Below are 18,439 nucleotides of genomic sequence, written 5' to 3' on the forward strand. Positions count from 1 at the left end.
GACTACAGCACTTCACGACAAGAGAGAACATCATGCGAATTACACAAGGCACCTTCTCGTTTCTTCCGGATCTGACCAACGAACAGATCACCAAACAGTTGCAATATTGCCTGGATAACGGCTGGGCGGTCGGCATCGAATATACCGATGATCCGCATCCACGCAACACCTTCTGGGAGATGTTTGGCAATCCCATGTTCGACCTGCGCGATGCCGCCGGCATATTGCAGGAGATCGAGCAGGCTCGCAATACCTTCCCGAATCACTATATCCGGGCCACGGCGTTCGATTCCACTCATACCGTGGAGTCCGTGGTCATGTCATTCATCGTCAACCGTCCCGCCCATGAACCGGGCTTTCGCCTGGTTCGCCAGGAGATCGATGGACGGCGCATGCGCTACACAATTGAGAGCTACGCAGTGGCTGCCGCCGCAGAAGGCAGCCGCTACTGATGCCTTGATCCGGCCTGCCGGGGCCCGTATTTCCCCGGCATTACACCCACGCTAAAGGAGAAGAGCATGGCGCAAACCACAATGAACGCTGCGACACCGGAAAAAGTGCAGGCAGCGCGCAACAGCACGGCGTCAGAAGATCGTCAGGCGATTGCCGCCACCTTGCAGCAGCTCGATCGCGAACTGGTGGGTTTGGCGCCGGTCAAGCAACGCATCCAGGATATTGCTGCGTTGCTTCTGGTTGACAAGCTGCGCGCCGAGCGCGGACTGCGTACCGGCGCACCCAGCTTGCATATGAGTTTCACCGGCAATCCCGGTACGGGTAAAACCACGGTAGCAATGCGTATGGCGCAAATTCTGCATCAACTGGGCTACCTGCGTCGCGGCCATCTTGTGGCGGTTACACGGGACGATCTGGTCGGACAATACATCGGGCATACGGCGCCGAAAACCAAGGAAGTACTGAAAAAGGCCATGGGCGGCGTACTGTTCATTGATGAGGCCTATTACCTTTACCGCCCCGAAAACGAACGTGATTATGGCCAGGAATCCATTGAAATCCTGCTTCAGGTCATGGAAAACAATCGTGACGATCTCGTGGTCATTTTTGCCGGCTACAAGGACAGGATGGATCGTTTTTTCTCTTCCAACCCGGGCATGTCCTCGCGCGTTGCCCATCATATCGATTTTCCCGACTACGCACCCGAAGAACTGGAAAAAATCGCAAACATCATGCTTGAGGGCATGCAATATCGTTTTGATGAACCGGCGCAGCTGGCGTTTTCCCAATACATCGTCAAGCGCATGCAGCAGCCATATTTTGCCAATGCCCGCAGCGTGCGTAATGCGCTGGAACGCGCCCGCCTGCGTCACGCGTCCAGACTGATGCGCGATCCCGACAACGTCAGCGACGTCGCCCTGCAAACGATTGGCGCTCAGGACATTCGTGCCAGCCGCGTCTTTTCTGATGCGCCGCCTGCCGGCCCGGGCGCCAGCATCCGGCATGACCAGCCCGAAGACAGCAGGGAGACATAACATGCTCAAGGCACTGATCTTTGATGTGGATGGCACACTGGCCGATACTGAAACCGTACATCTGCGCGCATTCAATACCGCTTTTATCCTGGCCGGACTCGATTGGTACTGGGACGAAGACCTGTACACACAATTGCTGACTATCAGCGGCGGCAAGGAGCGCATGGCGCACTACTGGCTTTCCGTTGATCCTGAAGGCGCAAGCACGCTGCAAGCCGCCAGAAAGATACGGGAAGTCCATGCAATCAAGACCGAGGAATATGCGCGTCTGGTTGACAATGGCCAGGTCACCTTGCGTCCAGGCATTCACCGGCTGATTATCGACGCCTATTGCGCGGGCATACCGCTAGCCATTGCCACCACCACCACCTCAGCCAACGTACAGGCCCTGCTGCATCACTGCCTGGGTTCGGACTGGAGGAAGTTTTTCGCTACGATTTGCGATGCGAGCACGCCTGGCAAGAAAAAACCTGAACCCGACGTATATCTGCAGGCACTGGCCGAACTGGACGTGGAAGCATCAAACTGTATCGCTTTGGAAGATTCGGAAAACGGATTGCTTGCGGCAGCCCGAGCCGGTATTTCAACCATCATCACGCCCACCCATTACACCGCTGGCCAGGATTTCACCGGCGCCATGCTGGTGCTGCCGCATCTGGGCGATCCTGATCTGCCGGTTCCGCCTGGCAACGGTATCCACCAGACCATGGTGGATCTGTTCACGCTCAAATGCCTACATGCAGATCCCCTGCTCAAGGCCGGCTAAAGAGAGGATCAAGGCCAAAGCGTGCCTGGAAATGATTCAAATTGAGGAGACATTCATGCAAACACCGCAACGACCTACCCTGACCCAGTTTCTGATCGACGAGCGGCGACGCTTTCCCGAGGCCGGCGGAGACTTCAATAGCGTGATACTCAATATCGCGCTGGTCTGTCGCAGAATTTCACATGCCATCGCCTGCGGCGCCCTGGCGGGCGTCAACGGCAGCGCCGACTCTACCAATGTCCAGGGCGAAGACCAGAAAAAGCTGGATATTCTGAGCAATGATCTGTTCATCGAAGGAAATCAGTGGGGAGGACAACTGGCCGGCATGGTGTCCGAAGAACTGGATGAACCGTACAGTATTCCCAAGCCGTATAGCCGCGGACGGTATCTGCTGCTGTTCGATCCGCTTGACGGTTCATCCAATATTGACGTGAATGTCGCTGTCGGCAGCATCTTCTCGGTGCTGCGTGCCCCGGACTCACGGCGTACGACCACGGTCAAGGACTATCTGCAACCCGGCGTCAAACAGGTAGCTGCCGGTTATGCCATCTACGGCCCGTCGACGATGCTTGTGCTGTCGGTAGGCAACGGTGTACATGCTTTCACGCTTTGTCCGCTGGTTGGCGAATTCATGCTGACTCACCCCAACCTGAAGATCCCCGAGGACACCAATGAGTTTGCCATCAACACCTCCAACAGTCGCTTCTGGGATGAACCGGTGCGCCGCTATGTTGATGAGTGCATTGCCGGTAAAACAGGCGAACGTGGCAAGGATTTCAACATGCGCTGGATCGCGTCGCTGGTTGCCGAAGCGCACCGGATCCTGATGCGCGGCGGCGTCTTTCTGTATCCACGGGACAATAAATTGCCGGCCCGCAACGGCAGACTGCGCCTGTTATATGAAGCCAACCCGATCGGCTTTATTATGGAGCAGGCGGGCGGGCGCGCCAGTACCGGACATGAACCGGTCATGCAGGTTGTTCCCACCGACATTCACCAGAGAATTGGTTTTATCTTCGGCTCAAAAAACGAAGTCGAGCGGATCGAACAGTATCACAAGCATCCGCGAAGGGTCGACTCGCCCAATCCACTTTTCCACGAACGCAGCCTGTTCACCGAATCGTCGAACATGCTATGAACCGCCATGCGCACAGGCGCCAGCGGCCGGCATTGCCGCAGCCGAACGCCTTTGCGCCATGCCGGCTATAACGCTATCTTTCATTTATCAAAGGGCCAGAATCATGTCAGAACGCCACCCGATTATTTCAATTACCGGTTCTTCAGGGGCAGGAACCACATCGGTGACCCGAACCTTCGAAAATATTTTCCGTCGCGAAGGGGTGACTGCCGCTTCCATTGAAGGCGACAGCTTTCATCGCTACAACCGTGCGCAAATGAAAGAACGGCAGGCTGCCGCCGAAAAAAACGGCAATGCAAATTTCAGCCATTTCGGACCGGATACCAATTTGTTTGCCGAACTCGAAACACTGTTTCGCACATACAGCGAAAGCGGCTCAGGCAAACGGCGCAAGTACCTGCATGACGCGCGCGAAGCCGCACCCTACAAACAGGAGCCCGGCACGTTCACCGAATGGGAAGATATTCCGCCCGATACCGACCTGCTGTTTTATGAGGGTCTGCACGGCGCGGTCGTGCACGACAAGATCAATATTGCGCAGTATCCCGATTTGCTGGTGGGCGTGGTGCCGGTGATCAATCTCGAATGGATCCAGAAATTGTGGCGCGACAAATCTACCAGAGGCTATTCGGCCGAAGCGGTCACTGACACAATCTTGCGCCGCATGCCCGACTATGTGAATCATATTTGCCCGCAGTTCTCGTTGACCCATGTCAACTTCCAGCGCGTGCCTTGCGTCGATACGTCCAATCCATTTATTGCAAGAGACATACCGGCGCCAGACGAGAGCTTCGTGGTCATTCGCTTTGCCAATCCCAAGGGTATCGATTTCCAGTATCTGCTCAATATGGTCCACGACTCGTTCATGTCGCGGGCCAACACCATTGTCGTACCTGGCGGCAAGATGGAGCTGGCCATGCAACTGATCTTTACCCCTTTTATCTGGCGCATGATGGAGCGCAAGAAACGCGCCGCGCAGGCCTGAGGAGACCATGATGAATCTTGCCGAAAAAATAACCATTGAAGAAACCCGCCATGCGGATGCACTGCGTTTTCTGGCCGCCGATGCCGTCGAGCAGGCGCAATCAGGGCATCCGGGCGCGCCCATGGGCATGGCCGACATCGCCCAGGTGCTGTGGCGACGCCATTTGTCCCATAATCCTGCTGATCCTGGTTGGTTTAATCGCGACCGGTTCGTGCTATCCAACGGTCATGGGTCCATGCTGCTGTACGCCTTGCTGCACCTGACTGGATACGATTTGCCGCTCAACGAAATTCGACAGTTCCGTCAGTTGCATTCGCGCACCCCTGGCCACCCTGAAGTAGGTCTGACGCCCGGTGTAGAGACGACCACCGGCCCGCTGGGCCAGGGCCTGGCTAACGCCGTGGGCATGGCGCTTGCCGAAAAACTGCTGGCCCGTCGCTACAATCACCCCGGCCATATGATTGTGGACCATTACACCTACGTCTTTGTCGGCGACGGCTGCCTGATGGAAGGCATCAGCCACGAAGCATGCTCCCTGGCCGGCACGCTTGGGCTGGGCAAGCTGATCTGCTTCTACGATGACAACGGAATTTCCATTGATGGCGATGTGGCGGGCTGGTTCGGCGACGATACTGCCGCCCGTTTTGCGGCATACAACTGGAATGTCATTGCCAATGTCGACGGACATGACGCAGCAGCGATTGACGCAGCCATCTTTCAGGCCAAATCGCAACCTGCCGCGCAAGCGCGCCCAACCCTGATCTGCTGCCGCACGCATATCGGCCATGGTGCGCCAACCAAGGCAGGCAGCCATGCGGTACATGGCGCTCCGCTGGGCACCGATGAAATCGCGGCGATGCGGGCGGCACGAAACTGGCCTTATGCAGAATTCGAACTGCCACAGGATGTTTTGGATGACTGGAACGCCATCGAGCAAGGCGCAGCCCGGCAGTCGCTCTGGCAACAGCAGTTTGACCGGTGGCAGGCGCGGTATCCGGAGGACGCCAGGGAACTGGCCCGGCGACTGGCTGGCGACATTCCCGATGAAGCACTGCTGGCGCTGGAAGACCTGCTGGACGCCAGCGAGGCGCTGCATGGCAAAATTGCCACCCGCAAGGCGTCACAGATCGTGCTCGAAGCCATCACGCCTGAGCTGCCGGGCCTGTTCGGTGGTTCGGCGGACCTCAGCGGCTCGAATCTGACCAATGTTAAATCGTCGGTATGGGTCAATCATCACGGTCAGGGTAATTATTTAAGCTATGGCGTACGCGAATTCGGCATGGCCGCGGTCATGAACGGACTTGCCCTGCATGGTGGATTCATTCCCTATGGTGGCACCTTCCTGACATTCTCGGATTATTCGCGCAATGCGATTCGCATGGCCGCACTCATGAAGCAGCGCGTGATTCATGTATTTACCCACGACTCCATCGGGCTGGGCGAAGACGGTCCCACCCATCAACCGGTGGAACACCTGAGCGCGCTGCGCATCATTCCCAACAACCGCGTATGGCGCCCCTGCGACGGGGAGGAAACGGCAATCGCGTGGCAGCAAGCACTGGAGCGGCAAGATGGTCCGACTTGCCTGATGCTGTCACGCCAGAACCTGACGCCGTTTACCCGCGAGAAGACGCAACGCGAGCAGATCGCGCGCGGCGGCTATATTCTGCAGAACGCCGACCATGCGCAAGCGGTCCTCATTGCCACCGGGTCAGAGGTGGACATCGCGATCAAAGCAGCAGCGCTCTTGCGTGACGACGGTATTGAAGTGCGCGTCGTTTCCATGCCATGCGTGGAGCTGTTCATTGCCCAGTCGCAAGCCTGGCGCGATCAGATCCTTCCTCCGGATATGCCACGCGTCAGTATTGAAGCCGGTTCCAGCTGGTTTTGGCGCAGTGTGGTCAATAACGGCACCGCCATTGGCATCGACACCTTTGGGGAATCCGCACCGGCGGGCCAGCTATATGACTATTTTGGTCTGACCCCCCAGGCAGTTTGCAAAGCGATTTACACATTACTTGATCAGGTTTCATAACACGATTCGTTCGCAGGGGTTCCTGTTACTTAACGCCCCCTGCTCTACCCAAGGAGATCAACATGGCCCTCGTTTCTTTACGTCAACTACTGGATCATGCTGCCGAGCATGGTTACGGCATTCCCGCCTTCAATGTCAACAATCTGGAACAGATCCAGGCGATCATGCAGGCCGCATCAGGCACCGACAGCCCGGTCATTCTGCAGGCCTCTGCCGGCGCACGAAAATATGCCGGCGAAGCCTTCCTGCGCCGACTGGTCGAGGCGGCTATTGAGTCCTATCCCGATATTCCAGTGTGTATGCACCAGGACCATGGTGCCAGCCCGGCCGTGTGCCAGGCGTCAATCCGTTCCGGTTTTTCAAGCGTGATGATGGACGGTTCCCTTATGGCCGACATGAAAACGCCATCTACCTATGAATACAATGTGGCTGTTACGCGACAAGTTGCGGATATGGCCCATTGCGTCGGTGTCTCGGTCGAAGGTGAACTCGGCTGCCTGGGCTCGCTTGAATCGGGCCAGGCGGGCGAAGAAGATGGCTCCGGCGCCCAAGGGGTGTTATCGCACGAACAACTGCTTACCGATCCGGAACAGGCCGCCGATTTTGTTGCTCGTACCGGCGTGGATGCGCTGGCCATTGCCATTGGCACCAGCCACGGCGCCTATAAATTTACCCGCAAGCCCACCGGCGACATTCTGGCCATTGACCGTATCCGCGCCATTCACGCACGCATTCCCAATACGCACCTGGTCATGCACGGCTCCTCTTCCGTTCCCCAGGAATGGCTGGACATCATCCGCAAGCATGGTGGCGACATCCGTGAAACTTACGGCGTGCCGGTAGAGGAAATCTGTGAAGGCATCAAAAATGGCGTGCGCAAAGTCAATATCGATACCGATATCCGGCTGGCGATGACAGGTGCAATGCGTCGCAGCATGATGCAGGACACGGCGGAATTTGATCCACGCAAATTCTTCAAGGAAGCCACCGCGGCCGCACGACAGATTTGCCAAGAGCGCTTCGAAGCGTTTGGCTGCGCAGGTCGGGCTTCTGTCATCAAACCGGTAGCGCTGGAAAAGATGGCCGGCATCTATGCGCAGCAGGCCGCTGCCGCCTGACGCCTGCCTGTGTGCGGCGGCGCCGGATAATGCCCTGGTTCGAACAGGATTGCTGTTCCGGTGTCGGCCCGTATGACCCCAGACTGCCCTGGATCCAGGACAGCCCCGTTTTCCTGTTGATAGCTGTATTTATCGTTGATAGCTGTATTTCTATTTCTAAGCAGCGTAGATAAATGCCGCATTGTCATGTTTTTGATTGCTAACAGATACAAGGCTTGCTTGCCACGGTTTACCGTTGACGGCAATGACGAAGGGGCTCAATATTAAGAGCCCCTTCTTTTGGCTGTTGTGCCATACCGACACAGCAGGTATACCGCTTTTATGAGCACAAGGCACGCCGCTATGTGTAGCGTGCCTGGTGCAGCATCAGTCGAAAGTAACCACGGAACGGATCGACGTACCCTCATGCATCAGATCGAATGCCTCGTTGATCTTCTCGATCGGCATGACATGTGTGATCAGGTCATCGATATTGATCTTGCCTTCCATGTACCAGTCAACAATTTTTGGTACATCGGTACGACCGCGTGCGCCGCCGAAGGCCGAGCCCTGCCAGACGCGACCGGTGACCAGTTGAAACGGCCTTGTCGAGATTTCCTGGCCCGCGCCGGCCACACCAATAATCGTGCTCTTGCCCCAGCCCTTATGGCAGGACTCCAGCGCCTGACGCATCAGATTCACATTGCCGATACATTCAAAGGTATGATCGGCGCCGCCCTTGGTCAGACTCACCAGGTATGGAACGATATCGCCTTCGACTTCTTTCGGATTGACAAAATGCGTCATGCCAAATTTTCGGGCCAGTTCTTCACGTGCCGGATTGATGTCCACGCCAATAATCATATCGGCACCGGCCATGCGTGCACCCTGCACGACATTCAGGCCAATGCCGCCCAGACCAAACACAATCACCTTGTCTCCGGGCTGGACCTTTGCCGTATAGATGACCGCACCGACACCGGTTGTTACGCCGCAGCCGATATAGCAGACCTTTTCAAAGGGCGCATCTTCCCGGATTTTTGCAAGTGCAATTTCCGGCACCACCGTGTAATTTGAAAAGGTGGACGTACCCATGTAGTGAAACACATCTTTGCCGTTCAATTTGAAACGGCTGGTACCATCGGGCATCAGGCCCTTGCCCTGGGTTTCACGAATAGCGCCGCACAAATTGGTCTTGCGCGACAGGCAGAATACGCAATTGCGGCACTCAGGCGTATAAAGCGGAATAACGTGATCGCCGGGCTTGAGCGTAGTCACGCCGGAACCCACTTCAACCACCACACCGGCGCCTTCGTGGCCCAGAATAGCCGGAAAAATGCCTTCCGGGTCGTCACCGGACAGCGTGAACATGTCTGTATGACACACGCCCGATGCCTTGATTTCCACCAGCACTTCGAATGCACGCGGGCCGTCCAGCTGGACAGTCTCGATCGTCAGCGGCGCCCCGGCTTTGGTGGCAACAGCGGCTTTTGTTTCCATTACTTCAACTCCTGCTTAAGATGCATGTTTTGATTTTGCAACGTGTGTTGCGATAACGTCCATCAACGCCGGCGACAGCGCATCATAGGGCGGCAATCCCAGTTCGTTCAATCTTGCACGAATGCCATTCATTTCTGCAGGATCGGTGCCTGTTTCAATAATGGACGAGACAAAAGCGGCAAAGGTGGGTGCAGACCAGCCGGTCTGCGGAGAGCGCTCTGTATGAATGAAATCGAGCCCATAGAATGGATGCTGCGCATTTTCAATGCGGCCATACATGTGAACGCCACAACCGCTGCATGCATGACGCTGAATGGCTGCCGACTCGTCGACCACCTTGAGCTTGTCGGCATGGGCTGTCACTTGCACCGACTCTTTGGGCACCACGGCAACCTGCGAAAACAGGGCGCCTGCAGGCCGCCAGCATTTAGAGCAACCACAAAGGTGATTATGTGCTGATTGCGAGTTCACGGTTACTTCTACCCTGTCTGTCTCGCAGTTGCACACCAGTTTGCCACCGGTAAAGTTATTGTCTGTACTCGCCTGAACGCCATTGTTAACGGCTGGATGGATATTGTAACTCATATGTGTCTCCGGATTGGTTATGAATGGTTCTGACTTGATCGGGCACCTTCCCCGCCAAACATGGCACCTTGCACATGGGCAGGCAATAACCACTCCTAAAGCAACTTCCATGCCAATCATCGGAAACGATGGCGCCTGCAGGCGAGAAAACAGAGTGAACAGAAGCAGAACCATTCCGCTTTCACAACGGCGCTGCGCCGGTCACTTCAAAGCGCGAATCAGCAGTTGTTCAGAATACGATACAGGCTGTTCCATGGTCTGCCGAAGATGCACGCGGGTCGATACAGATGCGGCGGCGTGCAGGCGATGCAACGCCCGGTCTGTCACGAACGACACGCATGCGTGCAAGACAGCCGCAAATCAAAGGCGAATCAGAGGGGCGAATCAGCGGGTAAATCTGTCCAGATGCTCAGGCCCCTGTTGTGTCAGGACGCTGCCGATAGCCGGGTCATGGTATCGGTCAGCGCCGCAAGAATGAGCGGATCCGAAGGCGTATGCGTGCCGCCCGGGACCCAGCACAGATCGGCGCCGGGCAGGAAGCGCTGCAGCATATGAACGTTGGCCGCAGGACATATCCAGTCGTGCGTGCCATGCAGCAAAGTGGTCTTCACCGGCACCTGGCGCAACTGCGCGAGCAGCGCAGGCAGATCGATAAACCCCGTGTGGCGCAAATAGTGTGCCTGGATGCGATATTTATGAATATTGCGCGCCGCAGCCCTGGCCTGGCCTTGGTCGCGTTCGCCATCTTCACCCTGAGGCTGCGCACTGGCAGCCGCCTGCGCTGCCGAGCCCTGGGCCTGGGTATGTTTTTTTTGGGCTGGCTGCCCGCTGGACGCTTGCTGCGCTGGCTTGCCCTGCATCATGCTGCCCATGATATTGTTCTCGTAGTTGCTCCAGCGTTCGGCTGCATCCGACATTTTCTCGCGATCGCTGCCAAGTAGCCTGTCGGCCAGCGTCAGCAGAACCGATTCTTTTTCACTGTCACTCATGGTCTCGGTCAGGCTGTCCCAAGCTTGCGGAACCAATGCCTGCAGTTGCTGGAAGAACCAGTCCAGTTGCAGCCGGGACGGCAGAAACGTGCCGCGCAGCACGAGATGGTGAATACTTGCGGCGTACCTGGCGACGTAAGCCAGGGCCAGGTATGCCCCCCACGATCCGCCCACGACGGTCCACGCTGAAATGGCCAGATGTTGTCTCAGGCGTTCAATATCGTCCACCAGGTGCGCCGTTGTATTATGTTCCAGACTTCCGGTGGGCAGGCTTTTACCGCTGCCGCGCTGGTCAAACAGGACCACTCGCCAGCGCCTGAGGTCGAACCAGTCCAGCATGGCAAGATTGCTGCTACTGCCCGGCCCGCCATGCAGAACGACCGCGGCAGGCGCCCGGACATTGCCGAATTCGGCGTAGTACAGCTGGTGACCATCGGGGGTCTGCAGATAACCTTGGGACAATGGCATGCTCATAAAACAAGTTCCGGGCAGAAGATGAAAACAGGATCGCACTATTACAACTGATACAATAACCAAGGCATAAACCGGAGATTTTTTGCAGGTTAAAGCGCCTTGACAAATATGCGAGTCATGCTACCATTAATTTGACTGCGCATCGTTTTACAGTCATGCGGGGCAGTAGCCATATTGAATTATCAGTATCACGCTGGTAGTTGGCTCATACACCTTCTGCCTGCCACTTCGACATTTTCCATCTGAACAGGAGATATAATTATGAAATGGACAACACCTGAGTTTTGCGATCTGCGTTTTGGCTTTGAAATCACGATGTACATTGCCAACCGTTAATCTGCATCTTACGCTCATACCATGCGGCGCTGGCGAGAGCCAGTGCCGTTTTACTTGCTACCTATGAAAATTCTTGTGCTTGGCTCTGCCGCCGGTGGCGGATTCCCGCAGTGGAACTGCAACTGTCCCAATTGTGACGGTGTACGCCGACAGAGTATCCGTGCCATACCCCGTACCCAGTCATCCATCGCGATCTCGGCAGACGGTATTCAATGGCTGCTGGTCAATGCCTCTCCCGATATTCTCAAACAGATCCAGGCTAATCCGGCGCTGCAACCGGCACGCAGCGTGCGTGATACTGGTATCACATCTGTAATATTAATGGATGCGCAGATCGATCACGTGACCGGCCTGTTAATGCTGCGAGAAAGCAGCAGCCCCATCCCCTTGTACTGTACCGAGCCGGTCTGGAACGATCTGAGCACCGGCCTGCCGCTTACCCAGGTTCTATCGCATTATTGCGGCCTGACGCATCGGCACATTACCGTTGAAGAGAATCGCTTTAGCCCGCCCTTGCAGCTTGTTGAGCTTCCCGGCATTAACATCACACCGTTTCCGCTCACCAGCAAGGCTCCGCCCTATTCGCCCAACCGCAACAACCCGCAGGTCGGCGACAATATCGGCCTGCTCATTACCAGTGAGCGCTCTGGCAAAAGTCTTTTTTATGCGCCCGGTCTGGGCCAAATCGAGCCGCTAGTGCTCGAGGCCATGTCCCGTGCCGATTGCGTCATGGTAGACGGAACGGTGTGGACCGAAGACGAGATGATCCGTCTTGGCCTGTCGCGCAAAACCGCTGCCCAGATGGGCCATCTGCCGCAATCCGGACCCAAAGGCATGATCAGCGTTCTGGACTCGCTGGGCAAAAATAAACGCAAGATTCTAATTCATATCAACAACAGCAATCCGATCCTGGATCAGGACTCGGAACAGGCTGCAGTACTGCAACGGCATAATATCGAAATCGCCGTTGATGGCATGGAGATTACATTGTGAGCATCGTTCTTTCGAATCTCGCTGGGTATAACCAGAAGCAAACCGACCCCGAGGCCTGGGACCGGGCTGAATTTGAACGCCAGTTGCGCGCCAAAGGTGCCAGCTACCACATTCATCATCCATTCAATGTCCGGATGAACAGCGGCCAGTTGAGCCAGGACGATATCCGATGCTGGGTTGCCAACCGCTTCTATTACCAGATTAACATTCCGCTCAAAGATGCTGCAGTCATGTCAAACTGCCCGGACAGGGAAACCCGCCGTCGCTGGATCCTGCGCATGCTGGACCATGATGGCTTCGGCGATAACGAAGGCGGCATTGAAGCCTGGACTCGTCTGGGTCAAGCGGTGGGTATCAGCCGCGAGGACTTGTGGTCTCTGAAGCTGGTCGCGCCCGGCGTGCGTTTTGCCGTGGATGCCTATGTCAATTTTGCGCGTCAGGCGCCCTGGCAGGAAGCGGTGTGTTCATCGCTGACCGAAATGTTTGCACCAAAAATACACAAAGACAGGCTGGCAAACTGGCCCGGTCATTATCAGTGGATCGAGGCAGGCGGACTGGAATATTTCCGCAGCCGGATCTCTCTGGCAGAAAGGGATGTCGAGCACGGATTGCAGGTCACGCTCGATTACTTTACCACTCGCCAGCAACAGGCGCGGGCACTGGAAATACTGCAGTTCAAACTGGACATTCTATGGTCCATGCTGGATGCCATTGAAAAAGCCTGCCAGCACCACAGCGAGACCACTCATGCCTGACTTGCCCGAAAAGCCCCTGTTGTCGCGCCTGTTCCGGCTGCAGTACGAAAAAGCGCAAAATGCCTATGTCCTGCTGTACCCAGAAGGCATGGTCAAGCTGAACGACAGCGCCGCCGAAATTCTACGTCGCTGTGATGGCGATCGCAATATTGCCCAGATCGTTGCCGATCTGGAACAAAGCTTTGCCACGACAGGATTGCAGAACGATGTTGAATCATTTTTGCAGGCTGCACAGGAGCGTGGCTGGATCAAATAGAGGTCATCATGGATATGCCCCAAGCCGTTGAACAAAAGCAGAAAGCGACCATTGCGCCACCGCTGTGGCTGCTGGCCGAACTGACCTATCGCTGCCCGCTGCATTGCGTGTTCTGCTATAACCCGGTCGACTATGCCAGCAACCTGAACGAGCTCAGTACCGACCAGTGGATCAGCGTCATGCGCCAGGCCCGGGAAATGGGCGCGGCACAGTTGGGGTTTTCCGGCGGAGAGCCTTTGCTGCGCGATGACCTGGAAGTACTTGTGGCCGAAGGTCGCCAATTGGGTTTCTATACCAATCTTATTACCTCCGGCGTTGGCTTAAAGCGCGAACGGCTTGCCGCCCTGCGGGATGCCGGGCTCGATCATATTCAATTGTCATTCCAGGATTCGACCCGGGAAATGAACGATTTCCTGACGCACACCAAAACCTTTGATTTGAAATCGCGCGTTGCCGCCATGATTCGGGAATTCGAATATCCCATGGTGCTGAACGTGGTTCTGCATCGCTATAATCTGGACCATATCGAGCGCATTATCGAGATGGCCGACAAGATGGGGGTGGAATATCTTGAACTGGCCAATACACAGTATTACGGCTGGGGCCTGATCAATCGCGAACAGTTGTTACCCGACAGATCACAATTGCAGCGCGCCGAAGCGGCCGTAGCGCGCTATCGCGAAAAAATCGGCAACCGGATGCGCATTCTGTTTGTCGTACCGGATTATTTTGAAAAACGCCCCAAAGCCTGTATGAACGGCTGGGGATCCGTTTTCCTGGCCATATCCGCCGATGGTAGCGCCCTACCCTGTCACGCAGCAAAGACGATTCCGGGCCTGCAGTTTCCGCAAGTAACCGAGAGCACTGTGCATGATATCTGGTACCACAGCGATGCATTCAACAAGTTCCGTGGTGATGACTGGATGCAGGAACCTTGTCGCACCTGCCCAGAAAAGGAGCATGATTTTGGTGGCTGCCGTTGTCAGGCGCTGGCCCTGACCGGCAATGCAGCCAACGCCGACCCGGTTTGCGATAAATCGCCCTATCACCATGTCATTACAGATATGATCGGACGCACGCCGGCAGCAGCCGTCCAGGAAAAGCCACTGGTGTTCCGCAACGATGCCAACTCGCGCAGGCTATCGGCCAGCACGGCCACCAACGCCCTGGCAAGCGAGGACAAAATGTCGCCTTCATAGGGAAAACGAGACACGCATGACATATCATGTGATATACAATTGGGTGAACATAGACAGGTTACCCAGCCACTAGCGGGTTATCGTATTTTTTGCAGTTTAATGTTGCGCAGACGACATCAACAAGCAGCGGGCATACAACCCGTAACAAGCACCGAGACAGATTACAAAATCGGCATCAGCCACCGAAAGGACAAGCGCTGATGTACATAGCAGGAGGAGACATGTACTCGTTGGAGGTCAGCAACCACATTGAGCGGATTAACCAGATCGTGCATCGCGGCGTCATGGTTCCTGACGTTGACCCGGCGGTCGCCAGTTCCTGGGGGCGTTGTGTCAATGATTATGGCCTGGATCCGGAAAGCCGGCGACTGCCTCCCGTTCTAACTCACGCCGAGCGGATCGCGCGCTCGGAACAGAAGCGGGTCCTGATTACCGAAGCCAAACACGAAATGAATATTCTGTATCAGCAACTGGCTGATCCGGAACTGGCCGTGGTTCTCGTGGACACCGATGGTTGTATTTTGCACATGGTGGCAGCCGATCATCTGGAAAGTGATCTTTCCGGACTGGGCTTGCGCCTGGGGGCGATCTGGAGTGAGGAGGAAGTGGGCACGAACGGAATGGGCACCTGCCTGGCCGTTGGCGAACCCATTGCAATCCGCCAGACCGACCACTTTTTATACAAGCATATTTTGCTTACCTGTTCCGCAGTACCGGTCATGGACCATACCGGAAAAATGATTGCGGTACTGGACGTGACCAGCCGCTCGTCGCTGCTCCAGCAGCATTCACTGGTGCTGATTGGCATGACAGCCCGCATGATCGAAAACCGCCTGCTTACCGTCAATTGCAAGCATGCACATCCGGTTCATTTTCACAGCCGGCCCGAAAGCATCAATACCGTACATGACGGCAAGCTGATGGTCGAGGAAGATGGCACCATCGTTGCCGCCAACCAAAGTGCGCTGTTCCAGTTGGGCTTTCCCGATATGCAGGCGCTGCGCCGCTACCGCTTCGACGAAATTTTCCAGCTAACGCTTGAATCTCTTTTGCAACGCAGTATGCAAAGCTCGTTTCACCCGGTACCGATCTATCGGGCCGGGGCCTCCAGCCGTTTTTTTGCCGTGGCCCAACTGCCTCCTGCCGGCTCCACTCAATTGTCCTTTCACCGCGCGTCATCCAAACCTTCGTCCCTGCCAGCACAGGACAAAGTGGCCGAGCCCGCCAATCTGTCTGCCAGAACCGGCAAGCAGGGCAGCATCGCCTGCGTTGAACTTGGCGACCCCGTCTTGCGCGAACAATTCGAACTGGCACAGCGCGTCGTCAGCAAGGCAGTTCCAGTTCTGCTGTATGGCGAGACAGGATCTGGCAAGGAAGTGCTCGCCCGCGCCGTTCACCATCGCAGTCCCCGCCGCGATGGCCCCTTCGTCGCCGTCAACTGTGCATCCCTGCCCGAAAGCCTGATCGAAAGCGAATTGTTCGGCTACCGCGCAGGCGCTTTTACCGGCGCCCAGCGCCAGGGCCGCAGCGGCAAAATACTGCAGGCTCACGGCGGCACGCTTTTGCTTGACGAAATTGGCGATATGCCTTTGGCATTGCAGGCACGCCTGCTGCGCGTACTCGATGAACGCAAGGTCACGCCACTCGGTGCAGAGGCATCGGTCGATGTAGATATTCAATTGATCAGCGCCAGCCACCGGAATCTGACAGATCTGGTAGCCAAGGGCCAATTCAGGGAAGACCTGTACTACCGACTCAATGGGGTAGAGATACGCTTGCCGCCACTGCGCGAGCGCCAGGATAAACACCAGCTTATCGAGGCCATCCTCCAGGAAGAAGCCGGCAAACCGGTAGTACTCAGTGACCAGGCGCTGAAGATTCTCATGCAATACGTCTGGCCTGGCAATTTGCGCCAAATGCGTCACGTGTTGCGCACCATGGCTGTCCTGGCCGAGGGCACAACCATTGGCCTGGAGCATTTGCCAGGGCCGCTGGCTGAGCTGCATGCGCAACCGGCAGGCAATGGCGCCGCGCCAGTCGGACTGACAGACTGCCTGGCAATGGGCGATGAGCACGAACCTGTCAACCCCTTGCAGGAAAGTGAAAGAATCACCCTGATCCAGTTGCTGGAAACCCATCGCTGGAACATCAGCGATGTGGCGCGAACGCTGGGTGTCAGCCGCAATACCCTGTATCGCAAACTGCACCGGCACAACATTACCCTGTCAACCCAGGGTAACCCCACCACCATCTGAAAAGCGGTACAATCAATTTACTGCACCGCAACACCGGCCCCTAAGGCCGGTGTCTTTGTTTTCCGCATGATCTGCATTACAAACCGGTCCCGGGTTTACCAGCCTGTCGGGCCTCCAGTCGGTTGCACACCCCTACATTATTCATACACTACTTTGCCGTGACTGGCTGTTGACGCGCGCCTTCAGCGAATGTGGCGCGGCGACCGATGCCGCACGATCATTTATCTCAAGGACTATTCATGATGCAGGCCATCGCCCGCCTGAGCCAATTCATTGGCAAGACATTTGTCATATGGGTATTGCTATTTGCAATACTGGCTTTTTTCAACCCTGCCAGCTACGCCTGGTTGGGCAAGTATATTGTTCCCCTGCTCGGCATCATCATGTTCGGCATGGGCCTGACCATTTCCAAAAACGACTTTGCCGAAGTGTTCAAGCGCCCTGGTACGGTCGCCATTGGCGTACTTGGACAATTCATTATCATGCCGGGGCTGGCCTGGCTACTGGCCACCGGCTTGAACCTGAGTCCTGAAGTGGCCGTTGGTGTGATTCTGGTCGGTTGCTGCCCGGGTGGCACCGCTTCGAACGTCATGACGTTTCTGGCACGCGGAGATATTGCCCTTTCCGTAGCGATTACGTCTGTCAGCACCTTATTGGCGCCTATCGTCACCCCCGGGCTGATCTATATCATGGCCAGCCAGTGGCTGGACGTGAGCGCGGCGGCCATGTTCTGGTCAATCGTACAGGTGGTGATTCTGCCCATCGGGCTGGGGCTGATTGCGCAAATGTTGCTCAAGGAAAAAGTGCAGGCCGGCGTGGCTCTACTGCCCCTGGTCTCGGTTGTGGCCATTGTCGCCATTGTTGCGGCGGTGGTCGCTGGCAATCAGGAAAAAATTGCAAGCAGTGGCCTGGAAATTTTTGCCGTCGTTATTCTGCATAATGGCCTGGGCCTGCTACTGGGCTACTGGTTAGCAAAATTGTCCGGGCTGAGCGTCGCACAGCGCAAGACCCTGTCTATTGAAATAGGCATGCAAAATTCCGGCCTGGGCGCCGCACTGGCGACGGCCCACTTCTCACCGGCAGCCGCTGTGCCAAGCGCGATTTTCAGCGTCTGGCACAACATTACCGGGCCCTTGGTCGCAACCCTGTACCAGCGTTTCAAAAACGATGGCGCAACCTGCGAAACGTCGGAAGATAAGAGTCATTCGGCGCCAGGCGCCACAGCACCGGAGCGCGATTAAACGGCCAAAACGACTAGGCCAATAGACAACAACCCGGCAGATAGCGACCATCAGTCAGGGCCGGCAATAGGTTGTTGCCATGTACCCGGCCCAGGCTGAGCGTGTTTTGCTCAGACTGGGCATTTGCAGGATTAACCACTGCCACCGGCTCTTTGTATTTCGCATGCTGGCAGTGGCTACGCACCCGCCAGCCGTGCTCATACGGCGCCGCAAGACATGCCTTCGGCTTTCATATTCAGAGTGTGCCCTGTACCGCAATCACGACTGTGATTACGCGTTCTCTTTGTACGCCCTCTACTTTACATCTCTACTTTACATCTCTACTTTACATCTCTTCTTTAGATCTCT

Annotated in this window: 17 protein-coding genes; 14 read left to right on the forward strand and 3 right to left on the reverse strand. The window is 56.1% G+C overall.

Annotated features, from left to right (window positions below; translation table 11 throughout):
* Positions 1-32 precede the first annotated feature (32 nt).
* The 7 genes from INT32_RS09975 (at position 33) to fba (ending at position 7,529) form a co-directional block, all read left to right on the forward strand.
* Positions 33-452: a ribulose bisphosphate carboxylase small subunit gene (locus INT32_RS09975; protein WP_193088583.1), complete on the forward strand. Its 420-nt coding sequence runs from the start codon at positions 33-35 to the stop codon at positions 450-452.
* A 66-nt stretch (positions 453-518) separates the two neighbouring features.
* Positions 519-1,487: a CbbX protein gene (gene cbbX, locus INT32_RS09980; RefSeq protein ID WP_193088584.1), complete on the forward strand. Its 969-nt coding sequence runs from the start codon at positions 519-521 to the stop codon at positions 1,485-1,487.
* Position 1,488: 1 nt separating this feature from the next.
* The gene (locus INT32_RS09985) at positions 1,489-2,253 is read left to right on the forward strand and encodes an HAD-IA family hydrolase (RefSeq protein WP_193088585.1); all 765 of its coding nucleotides are present in this window, start codon (positions 1,489-1,491) and stop codon (positions 2,251-2,253) included.
* Between the two features lie 55 nt (positions 2,254-2,308).
* A complete protein-coding gene (locus INT32_RS09990; protein ID WP_193088586.1) occupies positions 2,309-3,391 on the forward strand; it encodes a class 1 fructose-bisphosphatase in 1,083 nt (360 codons plus the stop codon).
* A gap of 103 nt (positions 3,392-3,494) precedes the next feature.
* Positions 3,495-4,376, forward strand: coding sequence for a phosphoribulokinase (locus tag INT32_RS09995; protein WP_193088587.1), 882 nt, complete (start codon positions 3,495-3,497; stop codon positions 4,374-4,376).
* A 10-nt stretch (positions 4,377-4,386) separates the two neighbouring features.
* A complete protein-coding gene (tkt, locus tag INT32_RS10000; protein WP_193088696.1) occupies positions 4,387-6,411 on the forward strand; it encodes a transketolase in 2,025 nt (674 codons plus the stop codon).
* A gap of 62 nt (positions 6,412-6,473) precedes the next feature.
* Positions 6,474-7,529 carry a class II fructose-bisphosphate aldolase gene (gene fba, locus INT32_RS10005; RefSeq protein ID WP_193088588.1) on the forward strand — a complete coding sequence of 352 codons (1,056 nt, stop codon included), beginning with the start codon at positions 6,474-6,476 and terminating at the stop codon, positions 7,527-7,529.
* Between the two features lie 366 nt (positions 7,530-7,895).
* On the opposite strand, the gene INT32_RS10010 is transcribed toward fba, so the two are convergent.
* The 3 genes from INT32_RS10010 to INT32_RS10020 form a co-directional block, all read right to left on the reverse strand.
* On the reverse strand, positions 7,896-9,008 hold the full coding sequence (locus tag INT32_RS10010) for an S-(hydroxymethyl)glutathione dehydrogenase/class III alcohol dehydrogenase (RefSeq protein ID WP_193088589.1): 1,113 nt from the start codon (positions 9,006-9,008) through the stop codon (positions 7,896-7,898).
* A gap of 15 nt (positions 9,009-9,023) precedes the next feature.
* The gene (gene gfa, locus INT32_RS10015; protein WP_193088590.1) at positions 9,024-9,593 is read right to left on the reverse strand and encodes an S-(hydroxymethyl)glutathione synthase; all 570 of its coding nucleotides are present in this window, start codon (positions 9,591-9,593) and stop codon (positions 9,024-9,026) included.
* A gap of 425 nt (positions 9,594-10,018) precedes the next feature.
* Positions 10,019-11,056, reverse strand: coding sequence for an alpha/beta fold hydrolase (locus tag INT32_RS10020; protein ID WP_193088591.1), 1,038 nt, complete (start codon positions 11,054-11,056; stop codon positions 10,019-10,021).
* A gap of 261 nt (positions 11,057-11,317) precedes the next feature.
* Here INT32_RS10020 and pqqA point away from each other — a divergent pair, with 261 nt between their 5' ends.
* The 7 genes from pqqA (at position 11,318) to INT32_RS10055 (ending at position 18,091) form a co-directional block, all read left to right on the forward strand.
* On the forward strand, positions 11,318-11,392 hold the full coding sequence (pqqA, locus tag INT32_RS10025; RefSeq protein WP_014751277.1) for a pyrroloquinoline quinone precursor peptide PqqA: 75 nt from the start codon (positions 11,318-11,320) through the stop codon (positions 11,390-11,392).
* A 63-nt stretch (positions 11,393-11,455) separates the two neighbouring features.
* Positions 11,456-12,385 (forward strand): pyrroloquinoline quinone biosynthesis protein PqqB, encoded by a 930-nt coding sequence (gene pqqB / locus INT32_RS10030; protein ID WP_193088592.1) that lies wholly within the window; start codon positions 11,456-11,458, stop codon positions 12,383-12,385.
* On the forward strand, positions 12,382-13,140 hold the full coding sequence (gene pqqC, locus INT32_RS10035) for a pyrroloquinoline-quinone synthase PqqC (protein WP_193088593.1): 759 nt from the start codon (positions 12,382-12,384) through the stop codon (positions 13,138-13,140). Before pqqB ends, pqqC begins: the two co-directional genes overlap by 4 nt.
* A complete protein-coding gene (gene pqqD, locus INT32_RS10040) occupies positions 13,133-13,396 on the forward strand; it encodes a pyrroloquinoline quinone biosynthesis peptide chaperone PqqD (protein WP_193088594.1) in 264 nt (87 codons plus the stop codon). Before pqqC ends, pqqD begins: the two co-directional genes overlap by 8 nt.
* An 8-nt stretch (positions 13,397-13,404) precedes the next feature.
* The gene (gene pqqE, locus INT32_RS10045) at positions 13,405-14,595 is read left to right on the forward strand and encodes a pyrroloquinoline quinone biosynthesis protein PqqE (RefSeq protein WP_193088595.1); all 1,191 of its coding nucleotides are present in this window, start codon (positions 13,405-13,407) and stop codon (positions 14,593-14,595) included.
* A gap of 221 nt (positions 14,596-14,816) precedes the next feature.
* The gene (locus INT32_RS10050; RefSeq protein WP_193088596.1) at positions 14,817-16,850 is read left to right on the forward strand and encodes a sigma-54-dependent Fis family transcriptional regulator; all 2,034 of its coding nucleotides are present in this window, start codon (positions 14,817-14,819) and stop codon (positions 16,848-16,850) included.
* Positions 16,851-17,092: 242 nt separating this feature from the next.
* The gene (locus tag INT32_RS10055; RefSeq protein ID WP_193088697.1) at positions 17,093-18,091 is read left to right on the forward strand and encodes a bile acid:sodium symporter family protein; all 999 of its coding nucleotides are present in this window, start codon (positions 17,093-17,095) and stop codon (positions 18,089-18,091) included.
* Positions 18,092-18,439 lie beyond the last annotated feature (348 nt).

It is taken from the genome of Advenella sp. FME57, from assembly GCF_014897675.1.
Classification (GTDB): Bacteria; Pseudomonadota; Gammaproteobacteria; order Burkholderiales; family Burkholderiaceae_B; genus Advenella.